19 protein-coding genes are annotated in these 22252 nt (G+C 69.8%); 9 read left to right on the top strand and 10 right to left on the bottom strand.

Features of this window, described 5'->3' with window-relative positions; translation table 11 throughout:
- Nucleotides 1–126 precede the first annotated feature (126 nt).
- From ACLQ2S_RS26495 to ACLQ2S_RS26485, 3 genes are all read left to right on the top strand, one after another.
- Entirely contained in the window at nt 127–1113 is a 987-nt protein-coding gene (locus ACLQ2S_RS26495; RefSeq protein ID WP_155214992.1) for an aldo/keto reductase, read from the top strand.
- A gap of 309 nt (nt 1114–1422) precedes the next feature.
- A complete protein-coding gene (locus tag ACLQ2S_RS26490) occupies nt 1423–2439 on the top strand; it encodes an ATP-binding cassette domain-containing protein (protein WP_155214994.1) in 1017 nt (338 codons plus the stop codon).
- Entirely contained in the window at nt 2436–3293 is an 858-nt protein-coding gene (locus ACLQ2S_RS26485; protein WP_425703659.1) for an ABC transporter permease, read from the top strand. The genes ACLQ2S_RS26490 and ACLQ2S_RS26485 overlap by 4 nt, the downstream gene beginning before the upstream one ends.
- Nucleotides 3294–3420: 127 nt before the next feature.
- On the opposite strand, the gene ACLQ2S_RS26480 is transcribed toward ACLQ2S_RS26485, so the two are convergent.
- The 3 genes from ACLQ2S_RS26480 to ACLQ2S_RS26470 all read right to left on the bottom strand — a co-directional run bounded on the left by ACLQ2S_RS26480 (nt 3421) and on the right by ACLQ2S_RS26470 (nt 9925).
- Nucleotides 3421–6753: an ATP-binding protein gene (locus tag ACLQ2S_RS26480; RefSeq protein WP_425703657.1), complete on the bottom strand. Its 3333-nt coding sequence runs from the start codon at nt 6751–6753 to the stop codon at nt 3421–3423.
- 127 nt (nt 6754–6880) lie between these two features.
- The gene (locus ACLQ2S_RS26475; protein ID WP_425703655.1) at nt 6881–8254 is read right to left on the bottom strand and encodes an AAA domain-containing protein; all 1374 of its coding nucleotides are present in this window, start codon (nt 8252–8254) and stop codon (nt 6881–6883) included.
- A 72-nt stretch (nt 8255–8326) separates the two neighbouring features.
- Nucleotides 8327–9925 (bottom strand): DHA2 family efflux MFS transporter permease subunit, encoded by a 1599-nt coding sequence (locus tag ACLQ2S_RS26470; protein WP_425703653.1) that lies wholly within the window; start codon nt 9923–9925, stop codon nt 8327–8329.
- A gap of 279 nt (nt 9926–10204) precedes the next feature.
- Between ACLQ2S_RS26470 and ACLQ2S_RS26465 the strand changes: the two genes are divergently transcribed.
- Nucleotides 10205–10507 carry a GYD domain-containing protein gene (locus tag ACLQ2S_RS26465; protein WP_155215304.1) on the top strand — a complete coding sequence of 101 codons (303 nt, stop codon included), beginning with the start codon at nt 10205–10207 and terminating at the stop codon, nt 10505–10507.
- A 77-nt stretch (nt 10508–10584) separates the two neighbouring features.
- On the opposite strand, the gene ACLQ2S_RS26460 is transcribed toward ACLQ2S_RS26465, so the two are convergent.
- On the bottom strand, nt 10585–11169 hold the full coding sequence (locus ACLQ2S_RS26460) for a TetR/AcrR family transcriptional regulator (RefSeq protein WP_425703651.1): 585 nt from the start codon (nt 11167–11169) through the stop codon (nt 10585–10587).
- Nucleotides 11170–11282: 113 nt separating this feature from the next.
- Here ACLQ2S_RS26460 and ACLQ2S_RS26455 point away from each other — a divergent pair, with 113 nt between their 5' ends.
- Nucleotides 11283–12230 (top strand): alpha/beta hydrolase family protein, encoded by a 948-nt coding sequence (locus ACLQ2S_RS26455; RefSeq protein ID WP_425703649.1) that lies wholly within the window; start codon nt 11283–11285, stop codon nt 12228–12230.
- On the opposite strand, the gene ACLQ2S_RS26450 is transcribed toward ACLQ2S_RS26455, so the two are convergent.
- The gene (locus ACLQ2S_RS26450; RefSeq protein WP_425703647.1) at nt 12219–13160 is read right to left on the bottom strand and encodes an S-4TM family putative pore-forming effector; all 942 of its coding nucleotides are present in this window, start codon (nt 13158–13160) and stop codon (nt 12219–12221) included. The genes ACLQ2S_RS26455 and ACLQ2S_RS26450 overlap by 12 nt on opposite strands.
- 256 nt (nt 13161–13416) lie before the next feature.
- Here ACLQ2S_RS26450 and ACLQ2S_RS26445 point away from each other — a divergent pair, with 256 nt between their 5' ends.
- Entirely contained in the window at nt 13417–15879 is a 2463-nt protein-coding gene (locus tag ACLQ2S_RS26445) for a hypothetical protein (RefSeq protein ID WP_425703645.1), read from the top strand.
- A 6-nt stretch (nt 15880–15885) separates the two neighbouring features.
- Here the strand turns inward: ACLQ2S_RS26445 and ACLQ2S_RS26440 are convergent, their stop codons facing one another.
- Entirely contained in the window at nt 15886–16341 is a 456-nt protein-coding gene (locus tag ACLQ2S_RS26440) for a peptidase inhibitor family I36 protein (RefSeq protein WP_425703643.1), read from the bottom strand.
- A 397-nt stretch (nt 16342–16738) separates the two neighbouring features.
- Between ACLQ2S_RS26440 and ACLQ2S_RS26435 the strand changes: the two genes are divergently transcribed.
- Entirely contained in the window at nt 16739–17674 is a 936-nt protein-coding gene (locus ACLQ2S_RS26435; protein ID WP_425703641.1) for a cellulose binding domain-containing protein, read from the top strand.
- A gap of 69 nt (nt 17675–17743) precedes the next feature.
- Here ACLQ2S_RS26435 and ACLQ2S_RS26430 read toward each other — a convergent pair whose 3' ends face one another.
- From ACLQ2S_RS26430 to ACLQ2S_RS26415, 4 genes are all read right to left on the bottom strand, one after another.
- Nucleotides 17744–18202, bottom strand: a complete 459-nt coding sequence (locus tag ACLQ2S_RS26430; protein ID WP_155215010.1) for a nitroreductase family deazaflavin-dependent oxidoreductase — start codon at nt 18200–18202, stop codon at nt 17744–17746.
- 140 nt (nt 18203–18342) lie between these two features.
- A complete protein-coding gene (locus ACLQ2S_RS26425; RefSeq protein WP_425703638.1) occupies nt 18343–19620 on the bottom strand; it encodes an FAD-binding oxidoreductase in 1278 nt (425 codons plus the stop codon).
- Nucleotides 19617–19877 (bottom strand): DivIVA domain-containing protein, encoded by a 261-nt coding sequence (locus tag ACLQ2S_RS26420; RefSeq protein WP_425703636.1) that lies wholly within the window; start codon nt 19875–19877, stop codon nt 19617–19619. The genes ACLQ2S_RS26425 and ACLQ2S_RS26420 overlap by 4 nt, the downstream gene beginning before the upstream one ends.
- Nucleotides 19874–20128, bottom strand: a complete 255-nt coding sequence (locus tag ACLQ2S_RS26415) for a hypothetical protein (RefSeq protein ID WP_155215012.1) — start codon at nt 20126–20128, stop codon at nt 19874–19876. The genes ACLQ2S_RS26420 and ACLQ2S_RS26415 overlap by 4 nt, the downstream gene beginning before the upstream one ends.
- A 229-nt stretch (nt 20129–20357) precedes the next feature.
- Here ACLQ2S_RS26415 and ACLQ2S_RS26410 point away from each other — a divergent pair, with 229 nt between their 5' ends.
- Together ACLQ2S_RS26410 and ACLQ2S_RS26405 are read left to right on the top strand one after the other, a co-directional pair.
- Entirely contained in the window at nt 20358–21167 is an 810-nt protein-coding gene (locus tag ACLQ2S_RS26410; protein WP_196222443.1) for a DUF5919 domain-containing protein, read from the top strand.
- Nucleotides 21164–21991 carry an inositol monophosphatase family protein gene (locus ACLQ2S_RS26405; RefSeq protein ID WP_425703633.1) on the top strand — a complete coding sequence of 276 codons (828 nt, stop codon included), beginning with the start codon at nt 21164–21166 and terminating at the stop codon, nt 21989–21991. The genes ACLQ2S_RS26410 and ACLQ2S_RS26405 overlap by 4 nt, the downstream gene beginning before the upstream one ends.
- The last annotated feature ends 261 nt before the right edge of the window (nt 21992–22252 follow it).

Genomic DNA, 22252 nt, shown 5'->3' with positions numbered 1-22252 from the left:
TCACCACCGAAACCACCCCAACCTGGCGAGACGACTAAACCACAACACACGCAAAATACGTGAATCAGACGTCCTCTAAGACGCAGGCTGGTGCCGCGTCCACTCGGGCGCACGAAAGGAGTTTCCATGCGGTACCGCACGATCGGCAGCGACCCGCGTACCCGGCGCGAGGTCAGCGTACTCAGCCTCGGCGCGATGCTGTTCGGCACGAAGACCGACGAGGCCACCTCGTACGCGATTCTGGACCGGTTCGTCGAGGCCGGCGGCACCTTCATCGACACGTCCGACAACTACGCGTTCTGGATGAACGGCGGACAGGGCGGCGAGAGCGAGGAATTGCTGGGTCGGTGGCGGCGTAGCCGGGGCATCGGCGACGAGATCGTCATCGCCACCAAGCTCGGTGCCCGTCCGCTGGCCCCCGGCACCAGCTACCTGGACAACGCCGAGGGGTTGTCGGCCAAGGTGATCCGGGAGTCCGCCGAGCGCAGCCGGGAACGCCTCGGCGTGGACCGGCTGGATCTGCTCTACGCCCACATCGAGGATCACCGGGTGCCACTCCAGGAGACCGTGGAGGGCTTCGCCGAGTTGGTCGCCGAGGGCACCGTGGGGCTGCTCGGCGCGAGCAACCACCGCACCTGGCGGGTGGAGCGGGCTCGGGCGTTGACCGCCGCGGCCGGGCTGCCCGGGTACGAGGTGCTCCAGTACCACCGCAGTTACCTGCCGGCCCGGCTGGACGGGCCGACCGACCTCGACGCGGACGGCAACGTGGGCGCCGCCGGTCCCGAGCTGATCAGTTACCTGCGGGCCGAACCCGAGCTGACCCTGGTGTCGTACGGGTCACTGCTGTGGGGTGCCTACGTGAACCCGAACAAGCCGCTGGGGCCGGAGTACGACCTGCCGAGCGCGCCGGTGCGGCTGGCCGCGCTGCGGGAGGTGGCGCAGCAGACCGGTGCGACGGCCAACCAGGTGGTGCTGGCCTGGCTGATGGGCGGCGAGATCTCCACCATTCCGCTGGTGGGAGCCTCCTCGGTGGCGCAGTTGGACGAGAGCCTCGCCGCCGTGGACCTGGAGTTGACACCCGAGCAACGGCACCGGCTCGACACCGCCTGGTGAACGGGGGCCGGCAGCACGACGGGGCCTGCCACGCCGCGAGACGGCGGATCGGCCGGGCCCCCGACAACTGCCGACAGGTGGTGCCCGGTGCCACGGGTGTCAGGACAGCCGTCGCTAGATCTGATCTAGCGGCGGCTGTTCGCCGTCTCGCGCCTGTGCGGTGAGTCGACCACTGCCGCCGACCACCGTCGTTGTAGGTGACGGGTGGCCACGGGAGGAGGAGCATCTTGTCGTACCCGTGGGGTGTGGTGGGGCGCCGGGTCACGGCCCGGCCCATCGGCGTGACGAACGGAAGGAAACCTCACAATCATGAGTAGACGCACCACCGGCCTCGCCATCGAGGCCGAGGGTCTGACCCGGTCGTTCGGCGAGACCCGCGCGCTCGCCGGGATCGACCTCCAGGTTCCGGCCGGTGCCGTGTACGGGCTTCTCGGCCCGAACGGGGCCGGCAAGACCACCGCCGTACGCGTGCTGGCCACGCTGCTGCGCCCGGACGGCGGGCACGCCCGGGTGTTCGGCCACGACGTGGTCTCCGAGGCCGACGCGGTACGCGCCCGGGTCAGCCTGACCGGCCAGTACGCCTCGGTGGACGAGGACCTGACCGGCACGGAGAACCTCATCCTGCTGGGTCGGTTGCTCGGGCTGCCCAAGGCCGCCGCCCGGCAACGGGCCGAGCAGCTGTTGACCGCGTTCGGGCTGACCGAGGCGGCCGGACGGCAGGTGAAGAAGTACTCGGGCGGTATGCGGCGACGCATCGACATCGCGGCGAGCATCCTGAACACCCCCGACCTGCTGTTCCTCGACGAGCCGACGACCGGGCTGGACCCGCGCAGCCGCAACCAGGTGTGGGAGATCGTCCGGGCGGTGGTCGCGCACGGTACGACCGTGCTGCTGACCACGCAGTACCTGGACGAGGCCGACAAGCTGGCCAGCCGAATCGCGGTGGTCGACCACGGCCGGGTGATCGCGGAGGGCACCCCGGGCGAGTTGAAGTCGTCGGTCGGCTCCGGCACGGTCCACCTGCGGCTGCGCGACGCCGACCAGCGGCCCGAGGCCGAGCGGGTGTTGCAGGCCACGCTGAGCGTGCCGGTCCAGTTGGAGGCCGACCCGGTGGCGATCACCGCCCGGGTCGGTGGCGACGGCAGCGAGCTGGATGCCGGCGCCCAGGCCGCCTTGGCGCTGGGCGAGCTGTCCCGCGCCGGGATCGTGGTCGACGACTTCTCCCTCGGCCAGCCGAGCCTGGACGAGGTCTTCCTGGCCCTGACCGACCACCCCGCCGTACCGGCCACCGACGAGCGGGACGACGAGCTGGAGGCAGCCCGATGAGCAGCGACACCGCCACCTCGACCGGTCGGGCACCGACGGTCTTCGTACCCTCCTCCGAGGCGTTGGCGACGGTTCTCGCGCCCGGCGCACGGCCACCTCGGCCGAGCCCGCTGTCGGCGTCGTTGACCTTCAGCTGGCGCGCCCTGCTGAAGATCAAGCACGTGCCGGAGCAGCTATTCGACGTGACCGCGTTCCCGATCATCATGGTGCTGATGTTCACGTACCTGTTCGGCGGCGCGCTCGCCGACAGCCCTCGTGACTACCTGCAGTTCTTCCTGCCCGGCATCATGGTGACCAGCGTCGTGATGATCACCATGTACACCGGCGTCGGCTTGAACACCGACATCGAGAAGGGCGTTTTCGACCGGTTCCGGACGCTGCCGGTGTGGCGGCCCGCCGCACTGGTCGGCATGATCGTCGGGGACGTGCTGCGTTACGTCCTCGCCGCAGTGGTGATCCTGACCGTCGGGCTGGTGCTCGGCTTCCGCCCCGACGGCGGCGTGTTCGGCGTACTCGCCGGGATCGGCCTGCTGGTGGTCTTCTCCTTCGCGTTCTCCTGGGTCTGGACGTTCTTCGGGCTGGTCCTGCGCAGCGAGAAGTCGGTGATGGGGGTCAGCATGATGGTGCTGTTCCCGCTGACCTTCCTGAGCAACGTCTTCGTCGACCCGTCCACGATGCCCGGTTGGCTCCAGGCGTTCGTCAAGGCCAACCCGATCACGCACCTGGTGTCGTCCGTACGCGCGGCGATGGCGGGCACCACGGACGCCTCGGCCATGATGTGGATCGCGGTCTGGAGCGCCGCGTTCATCGCCGTCTTCGGCACCCTAACCATGCACCGCTACAACCGCCGCTAACCCCACTCCCCCCCACCCCCACCCCCACCCCTGCCCCTGTCTGCATGCGTTGATCAAGAAGTTTTCGTCATAGTCGATCTCCCTGGTGACCAAAACCTCTTGATCAACCCGGGCTTGTCGGAGGGGGTCAGAGGTGCCAGGGGTGGGGGGTGGGTGGGAGGTAGCGGCAGGCAGCGCCGGTGGAGACCGTTTGGCGCAGGTGAGCGGCGAGCGGCGGGTGCCGCTGGTCGAGACGTCGCAACGTGTCACGGATGCGGGCGGTGACCGTCTTGCGGGCCCGTTCCGCCTCATCACCGAGCCGACGGCTACGTCCGGCCAAGCCCGCAGCAGCCCGCAACTGGTCGATCAACGCCTGCCGCTCGGCGTCCAGCGCCGCCACCCGTGCCTCGTCGCCACGCCCGGCCGCGAGATCGATCTCGTCGTCAAGTCGTTCCAGGTGACGCCGGTAGCGACTTCTCGCCTCGTCGTCGAGCACCTCGTCACCGCCCATCCGACGGGCGGCGACCAGGTCCGGCCCGGCGGCTGGATCGAGCAGCTCGACCGCCGGCACGTCGACACCCGGGCGACTGAGTAGCAGGCGCAGGTCGTGCAGCCCTTTGGCGTCAGGCAGGTGGACGGTGTCACCGTCGTAGGTGAGCCGCCAGACCGCACCGTCCCGCCGGAACTCGAACGCCGGGCCCACATCAGCCCCGCTGCCGCCGTACACCGACCCTGCGGCCCGCCCCACCGGCCCCACCGTCGTCCCGCCGCCGGCGCCCGCCGAACCGGCCGAGGTCGGAGTGGCCTCGGCGGATGTCCCGGCTGTGTCAGTGGTCGGGGCGGCAGCGGCGAGTCGGGCGAGGATGTGCGGCATATCGAGATCGCGCGCCTCCCGCTCGACCTCGGCGTACAGCATTGCGGCGCTGGTGACGTCACCCGGGCGGCCACGCGCGGTCAGCGCGTCGACGAGTGCGGCCCCGGCGATCACCGACCACGGGCGGGCACCCATCCGGTCGGCGGCGGCACGGGCTGCGGTGAAACCGGTGACGGCGTCGTCCCACCGCTGCTCGGCGACGTCGGCCACGGCGAGCCAGTGATCCACTGGGCCGCTGAGGTCGCATCCGAACAGCGAGACGAGCCAGTGCCCCCGGTACGGCGACAGTGCCTGACGGACCTCGGCGCAGTCGCTCGGGTCGGCGAGCGTGGCCTGCGCCCGCAACCGCCACCACAGCGGCGAGATCGACCCGACGAACCGGGTGTCCGTGGTGTCGAGTTCTGCGGCGAGGCGGGCCGCCGTGCGGTGATCGCCGCGTTCGGCGGCGGTGATCCCCCGCAGCAGACCGAGGTGCGGGTGGTCGACGGCGGTGAACGCGTCGAGCATGGCCTGGGCGTCGTCGAGCCGCCCACGCAACAACAGCAACCCCCAACGCAGGTGGTGACCGAGGAAGGCGTGGTCGGCCTGATCCCAGTCGTCGACCTCATCGAACTCGCGGTAACAGGTCTCGGCAGCCGCGAAATCACCCCGGAACGCATTTATGAGGCCACCGTCGATGGCTGTCGCCATCTGGTGCCGAGGCTTGCCGGTCTGTCGCCCCCCGGTGACGAAGGCGGTCAACTCATCGAAGTAGCGCGGGTCACCGAGTTCGAGCAGGGCGACCCAGCGCAGGGAGGTCGACCACAGCTCCGTCTCCCGATCGCCGGTGCGACGCGCGACGTCGCGGATCTCGCCGGTGAGGGCGGCCCGTTCGGGCGCGGTACCCAGTCCCCAGGTGGAGTCGTGCCGCACCCACAGGCTGAAGGTGAGCGCCTCGTCATCCCGTTTCGATCGGGCGAGTGTCTCGGTGGCGGTGATCAGATCCGTTTCGAGGGCAGCCGGTCCGGCGCTCTCGTCGGGCTCGCCGATCAGCCGTCGGTACGCCTCGCGCAGCAACTCCGTACTGTCGACGCCCGGCACGGGTTCGAGCTGCCAGTGGCGACGCACGTTGAGCGCGAACCTGGCCAACACCGCCGGGTCGTCGCCCGCCAGGGCCAGCGTGGCGGCCTCGCCGAGCATTCGGCGCGCCTCGTCGCGGGCACCGGTGTGGAAGAGTTGATCGGTCAACGCGGTCAGGATCTTGATCTGCTGGATGTCGTCCCGCACCACTTCCAGCGCCCGTCGCAGGTGGACGGTGGACTCCTCCAGCGCCAGCCGACACCGGGCGTCCCGAGCGGCGTCGAGCAGCAGATCGGTAACGTGGGCGGCGTCCAGGTGCCCGCCGGCCAGCCACGCGTGGCGGGCCACGTCGGCGGGGATCAGCAACTGGTTCAGCGCGTCGTGCCCCTCGACGGCCCGCACCACGGCGGCGTGCCGAGCGCGCCGCTCGTCGTCGGTGAGCGCGTCGTAGAGCGTCTCGCGGACCAGGTCGTGCACGAAGGCGTACCGGCCGTCGCCCTGGCTGGTCAGCAGGCGCGCAGCGACCGCGACGTCCAGCAACTCGCCGACTCGGGCCGGTGGCAGCCCGGCACCAGCCGCGAGAACCGCACCGTGGAACTCCCGGCCCAGCACAGCGGCGACGGTGAGCGCGTCGGCGACCATGGCGGGCAGGTGGTCCAGTCGTCGCCGCACCACCTCCCGGACGCTGGGCGGGATGGTGGCGAGCGCACCGTCGGCGTGCCACAGCCGGGCGGTCTGCTCGACGAAGAAGGGGTTGCCGCCGGTACGCCGATGCACGTCGTCGACGCAGTACGGATCGGGCACCCTACCGGCGGTACGGGCCATCAACGCGCCGACCTCGTCCCGGCTCAGGCCGGTGAGGCTGATCGTGGTGGCCTTGGCGACCAGCGACATCAGCAGCGGTCGCAGCGGGTGGTCGACGGCCTCCACCTCGGCGTCGCGGTAGGTGCCGACGAGCAGCAGCCGTTCGAACCAGGTGTGCTGGGCGGCGAACCGCAGCAGTCGCATCGACGCCGCGTCGGCCCAGTGCAGGTCGTCCAGGATCACCATGACCGGGCGACGCTGCGAGACGGCGACCAGCGCGGTGGTGACCGCGTCGTAGAGGGCGAACTCCTCCTGCTCGGCGGCCTCACCACGGACAGCGGCCTCACCACGGACAGCGGCCTCACCACGGACAGCGGCCTCACCACGGACAGCGTCTGACGCCAGTGGACTGGCCTCGCCGAGCAGCAGTGCCAACGCCGGTTCGGCGGACTCCCGGGCCAACGCCCAGTCCTCCGGAGAACGACGCAGCCGGCGTAGCACCTGCGTCCAGGGCCAGTAGCCGGGGGCACTCGCCGAATCCCAGCAGGCCCCGCTGAGCACCAACGCCCCCTGACGGCGGGCCTCGTCGGCGGCGGCGGTCACCAGCGTCGTCTTGCCGATGCCGGGCTCTCCCGCGACCAGCACCAGGCCCCCGTGGCTGGTGCCGGCCCGGTCCACCTCGGCCCGCAACAGACCGGCCGGATGATCTCGCCCGATCATGAATCCGCCCGCCTGCCCCGTCATGACCACCGACGGTAGCCGACCAGACCGACACGCCGTGCCGCACGCGGCCCCGCCAGCGCCCCCTCCCCAGGACCAGGCCCGCCCCCACTTCAGTTGATCAAGAAGTTTTGGTCGTCAAGGAGATCAACTATGACGAAAACTTCTTGATCAACCCGGGTCTAGGGGGTGGGGGTGGGGGGGCTGTTAGGTGGGTGAGGATCGCTTGGTTGGCTTCCCAGCCGTCGGGGAAGCGGACCGGCACGTCCAGTTGTGGCGCCTCGGTCGAGGGGTGCGCGTCCAGCAGCTCACCGATGCCGGCACGGGCCACCACGAGACATGCCTGCCGGTGCCGGGAGGTCAGCACGCAGAGTCGCCCCGACTCCAGGTGGAAGGCGGTGGCGTCGCGCCGACCGGAGAGCGGGTGCAGCACGATCGTCACGTCGTACTCCCGGCCCTGGAGCCGGTTGGCGGTGTCGACGGTGACGTCCGCACCGACCTCGCCGAGCTGCGCGCGGATGGCCGCGACCTGGTCCCGGTGGGCGGCACCGACGGCGATCCGGTCCGCGGTGACCGGCGCGCCACCGGGCGCCTGCTCGCAGACCGCGACCGCACCGCGCCGCAGCACCCGCAGCGCGAGCGCGGCGCACGCGGCGGCGGCCTCCCCGTCGGTACGCAGGGTGTGCCGGGCGGGCAACTCGTACAGCGCCCAACCGGTGGTGGCGGCCGACTCGACCGCCCGGTCGACGGCGTCGTCCGACCCGGGCTCGGTGAGGTGCAGTGCCCGGTCGGCCGGGCCGGTGCCGGCGCGGAAGCCGGTGAACGGATAGAACGCGCGGGACACGACCGGGGCGGCCGAGTCGGGCAGCCGCCAGGAGACCGGTAGCCGGTGCACCGGCAGGTGCGGGTTGTGCCGCAGCAGCACCGCCACCGCCGACTGCATCGGATCCCAGGTCAGCCCCGCCCACCGCTCGACGTCGACGGTGGAGAACGGGTCGAGCTGCCCCGGATCACCCACGAACAGCGCCCGTTCGAACCTGCCGGCCACGCGCAACAGGGCGTCCGAGCGCATCTGGTACGCCTCGTCCACGATCGCCCAGGGCCAGCAGCCCTCGGTGACCGTGGCCCATTTGGCGGCCGTACCGATGACCACGGCCGAGGCGGCCAGGTCGCCGGCTTTCGCGGCGACCCGGACCTGCGGGTGCGCCCGCACCCGGGGCGACGCCCGGTAGTCACCGGCCGAGAGCCGCCCCAGGCGCAGCTGCGGAGCCTTCGTGGCGAGCCGGTCGATCAGGTCGTCGACCTGCTCGTTGGTCTGGGCCACCACCATCAGCGGCTCGTCGGCACCCGCCAGTTCGATGGCGGCCCGCACCACCAGGGTCGACTTGCCGGCCCCCGGCGGTGAGTCGACCACCACGCCCCGGTGCTCGCCCGACCGCAGGTCGGCCAGCACGGCAGTGATCACGCGTTCGGCCTCGACAGCTGGCGGTACGGCCAGCTGCGGCGTCAACCTCGTCTGCCCCACCGGCCGCACCTTACCGCCAGCCACTCGCCGTCACCGCCGACGGCCAGCAGCCACGTCGACCGCAACGCGGGGTCAGTGGACGATCACCGGGGTCTTCGGCTGGTCACCCGGCTGGTCGTCGAGCAGATGTGACTCCTCGCGCCGCCTGGGCAGGAACGCCGCCGGAATGAACGTCGCCGCCACCAGGGCGAACGCCACCCAGAAGGTGGTGGCGAAGGAGCTGGCGGCGAAGTCCAGGCCGCGCTCGATCAGTGACGGGTCGGGCAACTGCTGCGCCAACTCCGGCCGCTGCTGGGCGGCGATCGCCAGGCCCGCCTCGGTGACCGGTTTGCCGCTGTCGTCGGCGAGGCCGGGGATCTGCCGGGAACCGTTCAGCTCGTTGGTGAGGATCACCGACATCACCGCGGCGCCGACGGAACCGCCGATCTGCTGGAGGATGTTCACCAGCGTGGACCCTCGGGCCACCTCGTGCCCGGTCAGCGTCTTCAGCGCCGAGGTCATGATCGGCATCATCGTGCCGCCCATGCCCAGACCCATCACGAACAGCGAGCCGCAGAGCAGCACGTACGAGGTGTCCGCGTCGAGCTGGGTGAAGGTGAAGAACCCGGCGAGGATGAGCACCAGCGCGAAGGGCACCGTCCGACCGACCGGCACCTTGTCGGCGAGCATCCCGGCGATCGGCATGGTGACCATGGCACCGATGCCCTGCGGGGCCATGAGCAGACCGGCGTGCAGCGTCGACTCACCACGCACCTGAAGGAAGTAGCTCGGAAACAACAGCCCGGCACCCATGAAGGCGATGATGAAGACGAACAGGGTCAGCGCCGCGATGGTCAGCCGACGGTTGCGGAACAGCCGCAGGTCGAGCAGCGGGTGCTTCGGCTTGAACGAGTAGAGGACGAACGACACCACCAGCACGGCGCCGATCAGCATCGGCCCCCACACCTCGGAGTCGGCGAAGGTGCCGGCCTCGGGCAGCGTGGAGACGCCGTACAGGAACAGGGCGAGACCCGGCGAGAGCATCAACATGCCGAGGAAGTCGAAGGACTCGGACGGCTGCGGATTGTCCTTCGGCAGGGCCAGCTGGGCGTAGACCAGCGCGATCACACCGATCGGCAGGTTGATCAGGAAGATCCAGTGCCAGCTCGCCACGTCGATCAGCCAGCCGCCCAGGATCGGGCCGCCGATGGGACCGAGCAGCATCGGAATGCCGAGCACGGCCATCAACCGGCCGATCCGGTTCGGCCCGGCCGCCCGGGTCATGATCGCCATGCCGATCGGCATGAGCATGCCGCCGCCCAGCCCCTGCACCACCCGGTACGTGATCAGCTCACCGATCGTGTCGGCGGTGGCGCACAGGCCCGAACCGATGGTGAACAGCGCCAGCGCCATCATGTAGAGGCGTTTGGTGCCGAACCGGTCGGCGGCCCATCCGCTGAGCGGGATGACCGTGGCCAGGGCGAGCGTGTAACCGGTCATCGTCCAGGCGACGCGGGCGTACGAGGCGTCGAACTCACTCTGGAACGTCGGCAGGGCGACGCTGACCACCGTCACGTCGAGGATCGACATGAGCGCACCGAGCACGACGACGCCGGCCACCTTGAGCACCGCGGCGTCGAGCTTGTCCGAAGTCGGGACAGGCTGCGGTGCCGCGACGGATTGCTGTGTCACGAGGTCTCCTGTTGTCGGATCTGTCCATGGGGACGAGCGGTGGTGGCCGACGTGGCGCCTGCTGACCGGCGCGACTCGGCGGTGAAGCCCGCACGGCACAGTAGCCCTCGGCAACGACACTTCGCCGCCCGTTTTGCCATCAGCAGAGCCTTCTGTGAGCACGGCCACGGTGACTCCACGTCGCGAGGCGTGCCGGAGCGTGAAACGGGTACGCGCGGCACGCGCGGTCGCTGTCCGGCAGCTGGGGAAGGTGGTGTCAGCGTGGCGAAGTTCCTGGTCATGGCGTCCTACACGGTCCCGGGAATGGCCGGGTTGGCCAAGGAGGGCGGGACGGCGCGGTCCGAGGTGATCGAGGCCATCGTCACGAACGCGGGCGGGCAGGTGGAGGCCGTGTACTTCGCGTTCGGCCAGGTCGACCTGTACGTGATCTGCGAGGTGCCGGACAACGTGACAGCCGCCGCGCTCGGCATCGCGGTACGGGCGGCGGGCGGCGTCGACGCTCATACCGTGCCGCTGCTGACCGCAGCGGAGGTCGACGCCGCCGCCCGGTTGCCGGTCGCCTACCAGCCGCCGGCTCCCTGACCCGCGTTCAGGCCACTCCCTGTCACCCGAGGGTCGCCTCGGGGTTCGCCCACAGGGGACTCCCGTCAGGGCGGCGGTCAGTCGGGTACCGCGCGCAGGCCCCTGACCAGGACGGCGGCGAGGTGACGGGGGTTGTAGCGGGAGTCGGCCGAGGCGCCGATGCAGAGGTTGCCGACCCCCTGCAACAGGTTCAACGGGTCGATCGGGTTGATCTGTCCGGCGTCGACGGCGGCGTCCAGCAGCAGCGTGACCGCCGGGAGCAGGTGGTCGAGGAAGTAGGCGTGCAGCGGCTCGAAGGCGGCGGCGTCGGAGTGCATCGCCTCGGCCAGGCCGTGCTTGGTGATCAGGAAGTCGACGAACAGGTCGATCCACGTGGTGAGCGCGTGGTGCGGGCTCGGGCTGCTCGCCAGCAGCGCCGGTGCGGCCTGAGCGCATGCCTGCACCTGGTGCCGGTACACCGCCACGATCAGGTCGGCCCGGCTGGGGAAGTGGCGATAGATCGTCCCCACGCCGACGCCGGCCCGGACGGCGATGTCACGGACCGGGGCATCGACACCGAAGTCGACGAAGGCCGCGGCGGCGGCCTCAAGCAGGGCTTGCTTGTTGCGCTCGGCATCGGCTCGCTTCCGGGGAGCCGGTGGGTCGGTGTCGCGGGCCGGCACGGTCGTATGGCCTCCGTCACAATCACTGCTAAACGGAACCAGGTTCCGTATCGTTTAAACGGAACCCGGTTCCGCTTCGATCGTCCCTCTCCCCGTCTCGAGGAGCAACAGTAATGAGCATCGCAGAACGCCACCCCAGCCCGATCGTGTCGGTACGACCGGTGGTGCTGCCCGCGCCGACCCGGGGCACCGACCTCCAGGTGCGGGTCACCGCCCCGGTCCACGGGACCGGACTGCCGGTCATCGTCTTCGCGCACGGCTTCGGCGGCAACATGGACATGTACGCGCCACTGGTCGAGCACTGGGCAGCACACGGCTTCGCGGTGTTCCAGCCCACCCACCTCGACTCTCGGACCCTGGCCGTCGGGCCGGACGACCCGCGCCACCCCGAGATTTGGCGCATCCGGGCCGCCGACCTGACGCAGGTCCTCGACTCGATGGAGATGATCGCGGCAGCCGTCCCCGGACTCGCCGGGCGGATCGATCACCACAGGATCGCGGCAGCCGGCCATTCGTGGGGCGGCCAGACGGCGAGCCTGCTGCTCGGCGCCCGGGTGCTCGACTCCGACGGCTCCCCGGGCGAGGATCTGTCCGACCCCAGGGTCACCGCGGGCGTCCTGCTCGCCACCACCGGCACCGGCGGCACCGACCTGACCCCGTTCGCCGCCGAGCACTTCCCGTTCATGAGCCCGAGCTTCACGGAGATGACCACCCCCGCCCTGGTCGTCGCCGGTGACCAGGACACCTCACCACTGTCGGTACGGGGGCCGGACTGGTTCACCGACCCGTACTTCCTGAGCCCCGGGCCGAAGAGCCTGCTCACCGTGTTCGGCGGCGAACACTCGCTGGGCGGCATCCCCGGCTACGGCGTCACCGAGACCACCGACGAGAGCCCGGAGCGCGTCGCCCTGATCCAGCGCGCCACCACGGCGTACCTGCGCAGCGTGTTCAACCCGGGCGACCCGACCTGGTCGCAGGTGGATCCGGGCCCACTGGGGCGCATCGAGTCCCGCGGAGAAGGCGGACCATCGCCCGAATCGGCCGGACGGTCAGCTCAGTAATCCCTGGCTGGGAGCGGGGGCCACCAGCCGGGCGTCCTGAAGAACGCGGGTCAGGGCGGCCATGGCGACCTGGAAGTCGTGCCGGTCCGCCGCGTGGAAGCGTCGGAAGAACCAGTCGGGTACGCGGGACTGCCGTTGCCGGCTACGGAGGATCAGATCCTGGACCTGTCGGGCCAGGGCGAGCAGATCAGCCGAGACGTCAACCCCGCGCTGCCCGACTGCGGCGGCGATCCGCTCCTGCATCACGGCCAGGGCGCGCTCCCGCTCGGCCGCCACGTCCCGCTGACTGCGGTAGATCTCCAAGCCGAGCAGCAGCGCGCCGAGCGACGGGACGTACCACTGGAGCAGCAACTGCGAGACGGTCAGCTCGGCGATCACACCGAACACCACACCGAGCAGGCCCCACGCCGCCGTGCCGCCGAGCACGACATGGGCGTAGCGGCGGCGTACCCGGGCTCCCCAACCGAGATTCTGCTGCTGGCAGGCGAGCACGTCATATGGGGTGGGCAGGGGTGGCACCTCGTAGTAGTCGCGCAGGTATTTCTCGTCGCCCCGATAGAGCCGCTCCAGGCGACTGACTTCGGCCGCACCCACCTCTCCGCCGGCGACCACGGCGTTCCACGGCAGGCCGAAGAGTCGGACGTCGAACATCTCCTGGAGTACCGCGCCGCGACCGAGTTGGCCGCGCGACCAGGTGCCGAGCCCCATCGCGTTGGCCAGCGCCCAGAGCGCCCCGATCGCGGTGACCATCGTGGACGACACGCCGGTGAGGGCTACCACCGCGCCCGCCACGCCGAGCAGGATGGACAGGAGCATCCGCAGGTTGTCGAGTCGTTGCGCCCGCGAGTGGCAGACGGACATGGCCCGCAGCAGGGCCATCATCTCGGGCTCGGTCTGTCGGCTGAGCAGGGACTTGGCGGGGTCGGTCACGACGGCCTCCCGGGTCCGATAAGCCGATTCTAAATCAAGATCACCGATTGTCACCCTCGGTCCTGTCGCGATCACGAGGTGAAGTTGGCGCTTAGTTACCTTTTGGTAGCCCTTTTGCCGACATGGGAAAGACTCACTGATTGCCCCAACAGTCAGTTAGATTGAGCCGGCGCACAGGCACGTGTGCCGCCTCTCCGGACGGGCAATCTGCGAATCGCCCCGTCCGCTTGCACCCTTGGAAGGTCCAACGAAGGACATGGGCTACAGAGTCGCCAATGGGCACCCGGCACCGGACACCGTCGTCCTCTCGGCCGTACGCGAGTGGGCCGGTGCGACCGACGTCCAGATCGTGCCGGAGTTCACCCCTGATCCACACAAGACAGACGCCCGGCTCTACTGCGTGTCAGTCCTCTGGCGCGAGGGCGCGGGGTCGACCAAGCAGAAGTACATCGTCAAGGTGGTCTCGGCGGAGTCCGCCGACGAACTCATCGAAGGACATGACCGGGCCCAGCGTTCCCGCTCCGGTTTCGCCGAACGGCACATCGTCGAGCAGCTCGACTGGTACCGGGTGGACAGCCGCCGCCGGCTGCTGATCCAGCAGGTCGCCAACGGCGGTGATGCGGTCGTGAGCCTGGCGGCGTTGGACGACGACGAACGACAGGACGCCCTCCCGCAGATCGTCGACGCGCTCGTCAACGACTGGAACGCGCCCGACACCGGTCGACACGGCGTCCGCCTGCCGACCCGCGAGACCACAGTCGGCGAGTTCGTCCGGCAGGAGGTCGCGCAGCTGGCCTCCGCGCGCTCGGTGCTGGCCGCCGCCGCCCGACTCGGCGCCATCGACAACGCCGGTACGGTGCTGGACCTCGACGGCGCACCGAACCCCCTCGCCCTCCTGACCCGCACCAACTCGCCGCTGGCCCGGCACACCATGGACTGCCTCGTCGGTCACACCCACGGCGACCTCAACGGCGGCAACGTCCTCATCCCGTACGAGCGGGGTGAACCCCGATACGGCGCCTTCCTGCTGGTCGACCTCGGCGGCTACCGGCCCGACGGTCCGCTCACCCGGGACCTGGTCTTCGCGCTGCTGAGCACGCTGCTCGGGACGGTCGCACCGCGCCCTTGCGGCCCGGCCCCGGCCGAGGTGCTCCCCCGCGACCAGGCCGACGCCATCAGCCACTTCCTCATCGATCCGGACAGCTCGCCGTCGAGCCGGCTGCTGCCCGGTCTCGCGACACTCATTGAAAAGGTGTACGCCACCGGACTGCGCCACGCCCGGCGGGCCAACTACGGGCCGGAATGGCACCAGCAGTGGTGCCTCACACTTGTCGGCCAGGCACTGGTCCACCTCACCTTCGACGACATCGGCGAGGCCGGACACCGCTGGTGTCTACGGTTGGCGACGAAGGCGTTGGCGGCGTACCTGAAACTGATCCGGGCGGATCCGACGACGCTGGCCCCCGAGCCGTTGCCGACGCCGACGAGCGCGACAACGGTGCCGGCTCCGCGATCACCGCTGTCATGGGCGGGCGACACGGTGAAGCTGGCTCCGCTACCACCGCTGACCGTGCCCGCCGTGCCCTCGACCGGTCAGCGGCACACCAACGGTCCGGGCACCCGGCTCGACCAGCGGTGGTTGACCCACTGGTCACTCCGTCACCTGCGGGATGTCCCCCTCGGGGCAGCCAGTGACCCGGTGGCCCGCCCCCATGACGCCGCGTTCGCGGGCCGGGGTGACGTGCCCGCCCGCTGGCCCGCCAACGGGGCTCCGGTCGCCGACCGGGCGGAGCAGCGCGGCCGGGCAGCCCATCGCCGCAAGCCACCGCACGACGACTCGGCAAACCTGGGCCGGGCACGCCGGAACCGGCTGCGCCTGCCGTCGGTCCGCCTACGCACCGTGATGGCCACCCTGGCCGGGGTGGGATTGGCCGGGAGCGTGTACCACTTCGCGCCACCCGAACGACGTGAGGATCACCTCGCGGCTCCGACCCGGACCATCACCGCGACCCCCACCCGAAACGTCCCGTCGGCCCCCGGACGCAGCGACGATCGCGGCCCGACCCTGCCCGACGATCTGGGCGAGTTCGCCGAGTACGTCGCCGACCTGGTCGAGGAGACACCGGTGGGCAAGTACGCGTGCACCCGCTACGAGGTGCGGTCCTGGGAGCAGGGTGAGGGCCGGTCGACGCCCAGCCGCCACCGGTACGAGCTGTGGTTCACGGCGGAGCAGGGCGGCAAGAAGGTGGCGATCGAGTTCGGCCCCACCGGGTCGAGACGTGCCCGCACGACAACGTTCACCGCCGGAGAGATGACCGAGGTCGACCCGGTCCCGAAGAAAGACCCGGAGGCACTGCGGGTCCAACTGTGGCGGACCTGGGGCAAACTGCCACCCGAACTGCGGAACACCAGCGGCATGCTGCAACTGGTCGCCCGGATCCTCCTACACCACCCACTCGCCCCCGCGCAGCGTGCCGTGTTGTTGGAGGAACTCTCCACGATGTCGGGGATCGAGTTCGCCGGCAGCTACCCGGACGACGAGGGCGAGCCCGGGGTGGCCTTCCAGGCGGAGGACCAGGATGGTCGGCGGGACACGCTGTTGTTCGACAGCAACGGCCGCCTACTCAGGCACGACCTCACGCAGGGCGACCTGCTGCTCAGTCAGCACCATCTGATCCGCACCACGCGGACGGACACGATGACCACGCCCTGCGGATAGGTGCCGTCAGGGACAGGACCGATAGACGCGATTGGCCCAGTTGCGCCACTGGCCGGCGTCAGCGAGCACCCGCTTGCTCGGATTGACCCGGAACAGCTCCTGGTCGTGGTAGTAGAAGCCGACATGACCGCTGCCGAGGTTGTAGTGCGCCGACTCGACCCGGAACTGCCAACTCCAGGTGGAGAGGTTCTGCCAGCCGCAGGAGGAGAGCTTGCCGCGCGGATAGCCGTAGTTCGGCCACTCGTAGAAGCAGAACCAGCCCGAGGGGCAGTCGGCCATGCCGTAGGTGCCGATCGGGGCGTCGAGGGTGACGACCACTTCGCCACCCTGGTAGCTGATCTCGTTGTGGTTGAGCACCGTGCCGCCCGGGTGGGCGGCGAGATACTGCCGCACCTTCAGGCTCGTCGGTGGCCCGGCCAGGGCTGGCGCGGGCAGCATCACCCCGAGGAGGAACAGGGCCACAATCGACGATGTCAATGTACGGAAAGGAAAGGTGATCGTCATCTGAAACCCCCGCAGCACAGCCGTGTATGCCGGACAGCAGCCCGAACAATCGCGCCGACCCCGCCTCTCGACGGTGCCAGCCGCCCCAACCCAGGGTAGAAAACGCCCAGCTCAGATCACCAGGAGTGACCCCAAGAACAGCTCCTCACCATTCTCGAATTGCCCCAATTACCTGCGCGACAGCAATTGCCAGATGCAAATCCCTTGACCTTCTCCGACGGTGCGGGCGAACAGACTTGGTCGGCGGACATCCCGGCGGCGGGAAGTCGCGACCGAGCGATGGCCAAAACCGCCGAAGGGCGTACGCGACAGCGCAGTCATTGATGTCGATGCATCCGCCCTCTAGCATGCGACCATGAGTGCTCGTCGCGTCACGCTCGTCGTGGCCCTCGCCGCCATGCTCGGGCTCGCCGGCACCGCTGTCGCCCACGCGGCCGACGATCCGGTCCTGACCACCCCGGGCGCGCCTGTGGTGGTGACGAACGAGCCACACCAGCTCACCCTGACCTGGGCACCGTCGGACTGGATCGGCGAGCCGGGCCAGACGCCGATCCGGCACGAGGTGCGGGCCTGGGTCGGCCCCAACGTCTACCGGATCCTCGGCACCACCACCGACGCCGACCTGACGCTCACCAACCTCGCGCCGGGCACCGAATACCGACTCACCGTCTGGGCGTACGCCGATCGTGGGTACTCTCTCGACTCACCCGTCACGCCGGTGCGCACCGCGTACGGAAAGGCGAGGGTGCGCTACTTCAACCTGAACTGGTCACCGACCGGCAACCAGATCCACCACGCACTCGACATCGTCAACACCGGCACCGCGCCGCTGGACCTGGCCGACGTGCGGTTCCGCTACCACCTGACCTTCGAGGGTGGGAACACCTCACTGGTCACCAACTGCGACTGGGCCGCGATCGGCTGCGCCAACGTGCAACGCCACCTCCAGTTCTTCCCGCCGCCCCTACCGCCCGGCCCACCCGCTCCGCAGGTCTCGCCGTCACCGAGCACGTCGACCCCGACGCTCGCGCCGCCGACACCTACGCCCACGGTCTTCCCGCCACCCGGCACGCCGGTCCCCGGCTGGATCGAGCTGACCTTCGCGAGCAGGGAACTGGCCCCGGGTCAGTCGACCGGGCCCATCTACCTCCGCCACCATCGCCCGGACTGGTCGACGCTCGACGAGCGCGACGACCGCAGTTGGCAGCAGGCCACCGGCGGCTGGGCCGACAACAGCCGGATCACCCTGGACGTCGACGGCATCCGCGAGTACGGCGACACGGACGCGTAACCGGCCTCATGCTCCACCGGGGTGTTGATCGAGCAGCCGGCCTTTCGGCTCCGTTCACCTCGCGGCGAGTCAGTTGGTCCCGGCCGACGACTCCGGAACGGGTTCGAGGACGAAGACCGGGATCTGGCGGTCGGTCTTGCGCTGATAGTCGGCATAGTCCGGGAACGCCTCGACCGCCCGGCCCCACCAGAGTGCCTTCTCGTCACCGAACACCTCACGGGCCCGGTACTGCGCGGTCACCTTGCCGTCCTGAAGCTCGATGATCGGGTCGGCGACCAGCGCGGCGTACCACTGTGGGTTCTTGGGCGCGCCTCCCATCGACGCGACAGCGGCGTAACGGCCCTCATGCTCGACGCGCATCACCGGGGTCTTGCGGAGCTTGCCGGTCTTGGCACCCCGGTAGGTCATCAGCACGATCGGCCGACCGGCGATCGTGACGCCCTCGGTCGTTCCGGTACGCACGATCTGCTCGACCTGCTCGCGGACCCACTCCAACGCGCTCGGCTCGTAGTCACCCGTCAATCCCATACCCCTCAAACTACGCGACCACCAGCCGAGTCACCGCCAAGCCGGGCTCGTCGGTCTTCGAGTAGTGCCACCAGTCGAAAGGGACACATCACGGCAGCACAACTGCCTGATCGCGGGAATGGCGCGGCGTCACTCCCGGACTAGATGATCTTGGGCAGGTGGATCTGATTGGTGGGTATCCCGGCGGCGGGGAATCGGTGTCGGGCGATGTCGATCATGGCGGGTGGGCCGCAGACGTAGAGGTGCTGACTGGGACGAAAGTGGTAGAGGGCGAGGGTGAGTGCGTTGCCCTGTTCGGCGGGGGCCGCGCAGGGGTCGTGGGAGAAGGCCGGGATCACGGTCAGCCAGGGGTGGGCCTGGTCGAGTTTGTCCAGGGTGATCGCGTCGTAGAGGTCGTCCACGGTGCGTACGCCGACGATCAGGGTGACCCTGCGACCGTCCGGCGCGGCGGCGACCTGCTCGACCAGGGCGCGTAGTGGGGCCAGCCCCGTCCCTCCGGCGACCAGCAGCAGGTCCCCGACGGGTACGGCGGAGTCGGGCGGCGGGTCACCGGCCGCCTCGGAACCGGTCGGCAGGTTGAGGCCGATGTCGACGGGTGGGCCGAGATGGAGCAGATCGTTGGGGCGTACCTCGTGGACGAGGGTGCGGGAGACGGTGCCGGCGGGGACCGCGCGGACGTGCAGCTCGACGGTGCCGTCGGGGCGTGGGGCGTTGGCCGGGCAGTACCAGCGCCACCGGTCGGGGTGCTGCGGCAGGCAGAGCGGCACCGCCTGGCCGGGACGGAACGGCAGCCGCCGCCAGGGGCGTACCGTCAGGATGACGATGCCCTCGGCGGCCAGGTCGCGGCCGACCACCTCGGCCGGCCAGAACGCCGGCCCGTCGCCGCCGAGCCCGGCGGCCCGCTCGATCAGCACCCAGGCCCGTCGCCACCGTCGCTCCCAGCCGACCTGTGGCGGGCACAGTCGCGGCGCGACCGCTGCCAGCGCGGCGCCGATCAGCGGACCATGCTCGGGGCGCAGCCGGTACCGGCGATGCACCCGGCCGAGCACCGTCAGCAACGCCAACCGCCCGGCCCGGTCACCACCACCGGCGACCAGCCGGGCCAGCGCGGCCACGACCAGCGCCGCCACCGGTGCCGGCAGCGGCCAGCGGCCCGCCAAGCCCGCCCGGAACTCGGCGACGGCCCCGTCGATCACCCCCTGGCGGTCCGTGGCGAGGACTCCGGCCAGGTAGTCCGCGGCCCGCCGTCGCTGCGCCTCCGGCAGCCCCGGCCAACCGTCCAGCACCGGTCCGCCGGCCGCGAGCTGCCGGATCAGGTGCGCGGTGAGCCGATCCCGATCAACCCCGATGAGGTACGCGGACAGCTCCGCGTCCGCCTCCAGCAGCCGCAACCACCGGTCCACCGCCTCGCGACTCACCGCCGCTCCCCACTTGGGCGGTGATGGGTTGCCGCCCGGCGGTCGGCGTGCCGGGATTGCCACTGCCGCAACGCCTGCCGGATCCGCTCCGCCTCGGTGTTCGCGGTCGTCAACTCGCGGTGCAGTCTGTCGATCTCGTCGGCGGCTCGGTCCAGGTAGGCGTACACCTGAACCGGGTCCAGACCCCGCCAGCGCCGCTCGAACTCGACGGCGCGCACGTGATGTGGGTGCAGACGCTCCCCGGACAGGTAGATCATCGCCGGGGTGCCTCCTGCTCCGCGATCAACGCCCGCACCTGCCGCTCGCTGAGGCCACGCCGGTCCAACACCCGCCGTCCCCAGCGATGCAACCGGCACGGATGCGGCGCGCGATCGTTGCGGCAGCGTGGTCCGTCCGGCCACTGCTCCGCCGCGTGTACGGTCACCGCCTTCACGGCGAAACCCACGTCCTCGGCGGTCACGTACGGCGGCATCGGCAGCTCGCCGAGCACCAGGTCTATCGAATCCATGTCCCTCCCTGGCTGTGGTTACGGCACCGGGACGGGCGGGGACGGCGCAGCCACAACGGGGGACGCGGCACCGCCGGAGCCCAGCACCCGCCCCGGGCCTCGAAATCCACCCTGATCTGAAGACTGCGCCGCCAACATGACTACGCACTGCACCTTGCCGGTAACCGCACTGCACCCTCTGGCGATAGGCTGCACTTCAACCGATGCCGACGCGACGGAAAGCGGCACGATGACCACGGTGCACCGGTGGACCGGCCTGGAGACAAGAGCGCTACGTCAAGCGCTGCGAATGAGCATCCGCGACTTCTCAGCTCATCTTGGGGTGGCTGAGCGGACTGTGTCCAAGTGGGAAGCCGGCCAGGAGGCAGTCCATCCACGGCCAGAGATACAAGCCGCGCTCGACACTGTGCTCGACAAGTCCGCCGAGGATGTACGTGACCGTTTCGACGCTGCTATCGCCCTCACCCGAGGCCAAAGTCCGGCAGTACCTTCCGCTGCCGACCCGTTGGGGGGCCTGACTGCGGTCTACCAGAGTCGATGTGACCTCACTGCGGCCATGCCGGCAGACCAACTGTTCGATGGCGCACGAGTCGTGCGGGCCGCCGGCCTGTCACTCAACCTGCTCTGTCAGGACTACGCCGACCGACGTTGGCAGGAACTTCTGGAGCGGGAGGCCCGAGTCCGCTGCCTGTTCCTCGACCCGCACGGCACGTCGATCCAGTCGCGGGAGCGGGAGGAAGGCTTCCCGATCGGCCAACTCTCGGCGTTGACCAAGCTGAATATCGAGACCATGCTCCGGGTCCGCGACCGCCTTCCCGTCGCACTGCGGGAGAGGCTGGAACTGGCGACGTACGACGAGACACTCCGCTTCAACATCATCCTGGTGGATGACCTGTGCGTGGCCCAGCCCTATCTGGGAGACAACCGCGGCGTCGACTCTCCTGCCTTCGTAATGCGCCGGGGACAGCCAGGGGCAGGGCTGTACCCCGTGTTCGAACAGGTCTTCGAATCGCAGTGGCAGGGTCGGCGGGCACTGTGAACGACTACCAGGCATACCTGCCGATCGCGGTGGAGGCTACCCGGCGAGCGGGGGACGCGATACGGCGGCAATCACCCGGCACGCTCTCCGCAAAGGGCGACCGGGACGTCGTCTCCGAGCTGGACTATGCGATCGAACGAGACCTACGAACCTTCCTGCACGCCGAGACTCCCGACATCGGCTTCCTCGGCGAAGAGGAAGGACCGAGCGGATCGTCAAGCAGGCGATGGGTTCTCGACCCGATCGACGGCACGTCGAACTACGTGCGGGGTCTGCCGCTGTGCGCGGTATCGCTCGCGCTCGTGGATGGCAACGAAGCGGTAGCCGGTGTCATCCAACTGCCATTCCTCTCAGCGACCTACACCGCTGCGAGTGGCGGGGGTGCACACGTCAACGGGGAACCGATCACGATCAGTGGAACCACCTGCATGAGTCAGGCACTCGTGGCCATCGGCGATTATGCGGTGGGTCCTGGGGCGGAGACGCGGAACCGCCTGCGGTTCGCCCTGACCAGCCAACTGGCAGCCGAGGTTCAGCGGATACGGATGACCGGCAGCGCAGCGCTCGATCTGGCATGGCTCGCCGAGGGGCGGCTAGACGCCGCCCTGACCCTGTCCAACCACCCGTGGGACATGGCCGCCGGGGTGATCATCGCGCGGGAGGCGGGAGCCGTCGTCACCGACGGCAACGGTGCTCGGCACGACATCACATCCACCATGACTCTCGCCGTCACACCCGAGCTCACGGGCCCAATCCTGGCGGCGTATCAGAAGGCCGCCGCCCTTGTTCGGACGCATGTTGACTTGGTCAAGGACGAACCATGAGGCTTGCTTCAACCGAACCCCGGTCGAAACCGGTCCACCCATGGTGCACCTCGACAACTGGCTGGCTGGACCGCGTTGGACACCGGACGTCTCGCGGACAACTTGGATTCCAGGCAACGCCGGCAGTCACTTCACTGCTGCTTGGCGCGGAAGCGGCCTCACTCGCGGCTCTCGGCGATTACCGCAGGGCCGTTGCGTTCTCGCTCGGCAAGCCAGTGAGCTGGGATGATGCTGGGTGATTGGCCTATGTGGAGGCGGTTG

This window comes from Micromonospora sp. DT48 (genome assembly GCF_049844495.1).
Classification (GTDB): domain Bacteria; phylum Actinomycetota; class Actinomycetes; order Mycobacteriales; family Micromonosporaceae; genus Micromonospora.
Note: the sequence above shows the minus strand (reverse complement) of the source record. Positions and strands in the feature narration are given on the sequence as shown.

What these genes read in the sequence shown, in the direction of transcription:
- ACLQ2S_RS26420 (WP_425703636.1), bottom strand. Translation starts at nt 19,877, where the DNA reads ATGATCTACCTGTCCGGGGAGCGTCTGCACCCACATCACGTGCGCGCC.
- ACLQ2S_RS26445 (WP_425703645.1), top strand. Translation starts at nt 13,417, where the DNA reads ATGGGCTACAGAGTCGCCAATGGGCACCCGGCACCGGACACCGTCGTC.
- ACLQ2S_RS26495 (WP_155214992.1), top strand. Translation starts at nt 127, where the DNA reads ATGCGGTACCGCACGATCGGCAGCGACCCGCGTACCCGGCGCGAGGTC.
- ACLQ2S_RS26465 (WP_155215304.1), top strand. Translation starts at nt 10,205, where the DNA reads ATGGCGTCCTACACGGTCCCGGGAATGGCCGGGTTGGCCAAGGAGGGC.
- ACLQ2S_RS26415 (WP_155215012.1), bottom strand. Translation starts at nt 20,128, where the DNA reads ATGGATTCGATAGACCTGGTGCTCGGCGAGCTGCCGATGCCGCCGTAC.
- ACLQ2S_RS26430 (WP_155215010.1), bottom strand. Translation starts at nt 18,202, where the DNA reads ATGGGATTGACGGGTGACTACGAGCCGAGCGCGTTGGAGTGGGTCCGC.
- ACLQ2S_RS26480 (WP_425703657.1), bottom strand. Translation starts at nt 6,753, where the DNA reads ATGACGGGGCAGGCGGGCGGATTCATGATCGGGCGAGATCATCCGGCC.
- ACLQ2S_RS26410 (WP_196222443.1), top strand. Translation starts at nt 20,358, where the DNA reads ATGACCACGGTGCACCGGTGGACCGGCCTGGAGACAAGAGCGCTACGT.
- ACLQ2S_RS26485 (WP_425703659.1), top strand. Translation starts at nt 2,436, where the DNA reads ATGAGCAGCGACACCGCCACCTCGACCGGTCGGGCACCGACGGTCTTC.
- ACLQ2S_RS26435 (WP_425703641.1), top strand. Translation starts at nt 16,739, where the DNA reads ATGAGTGCTCGTCGCGTCACGCTCGTCGTGGCCCTCGCCGCCATGCTC.
- ACLQ2S_RS26455 (WP_425703649.1), top strand. Translation starts at nt 11,283, where the DNA reads ATGAGCATCGCAGAACGCCACCCCAGCCCGATCGTGTCGGTACGACCG.
- ACLQ2S_RS26490 (WP_155214994.1), top strand. Translation starts at nt 1,423, where the DNA reads ATGAGTAGACGCACCACCGGCCTCGCCATCGAGGCCGAGGGTCTGACC.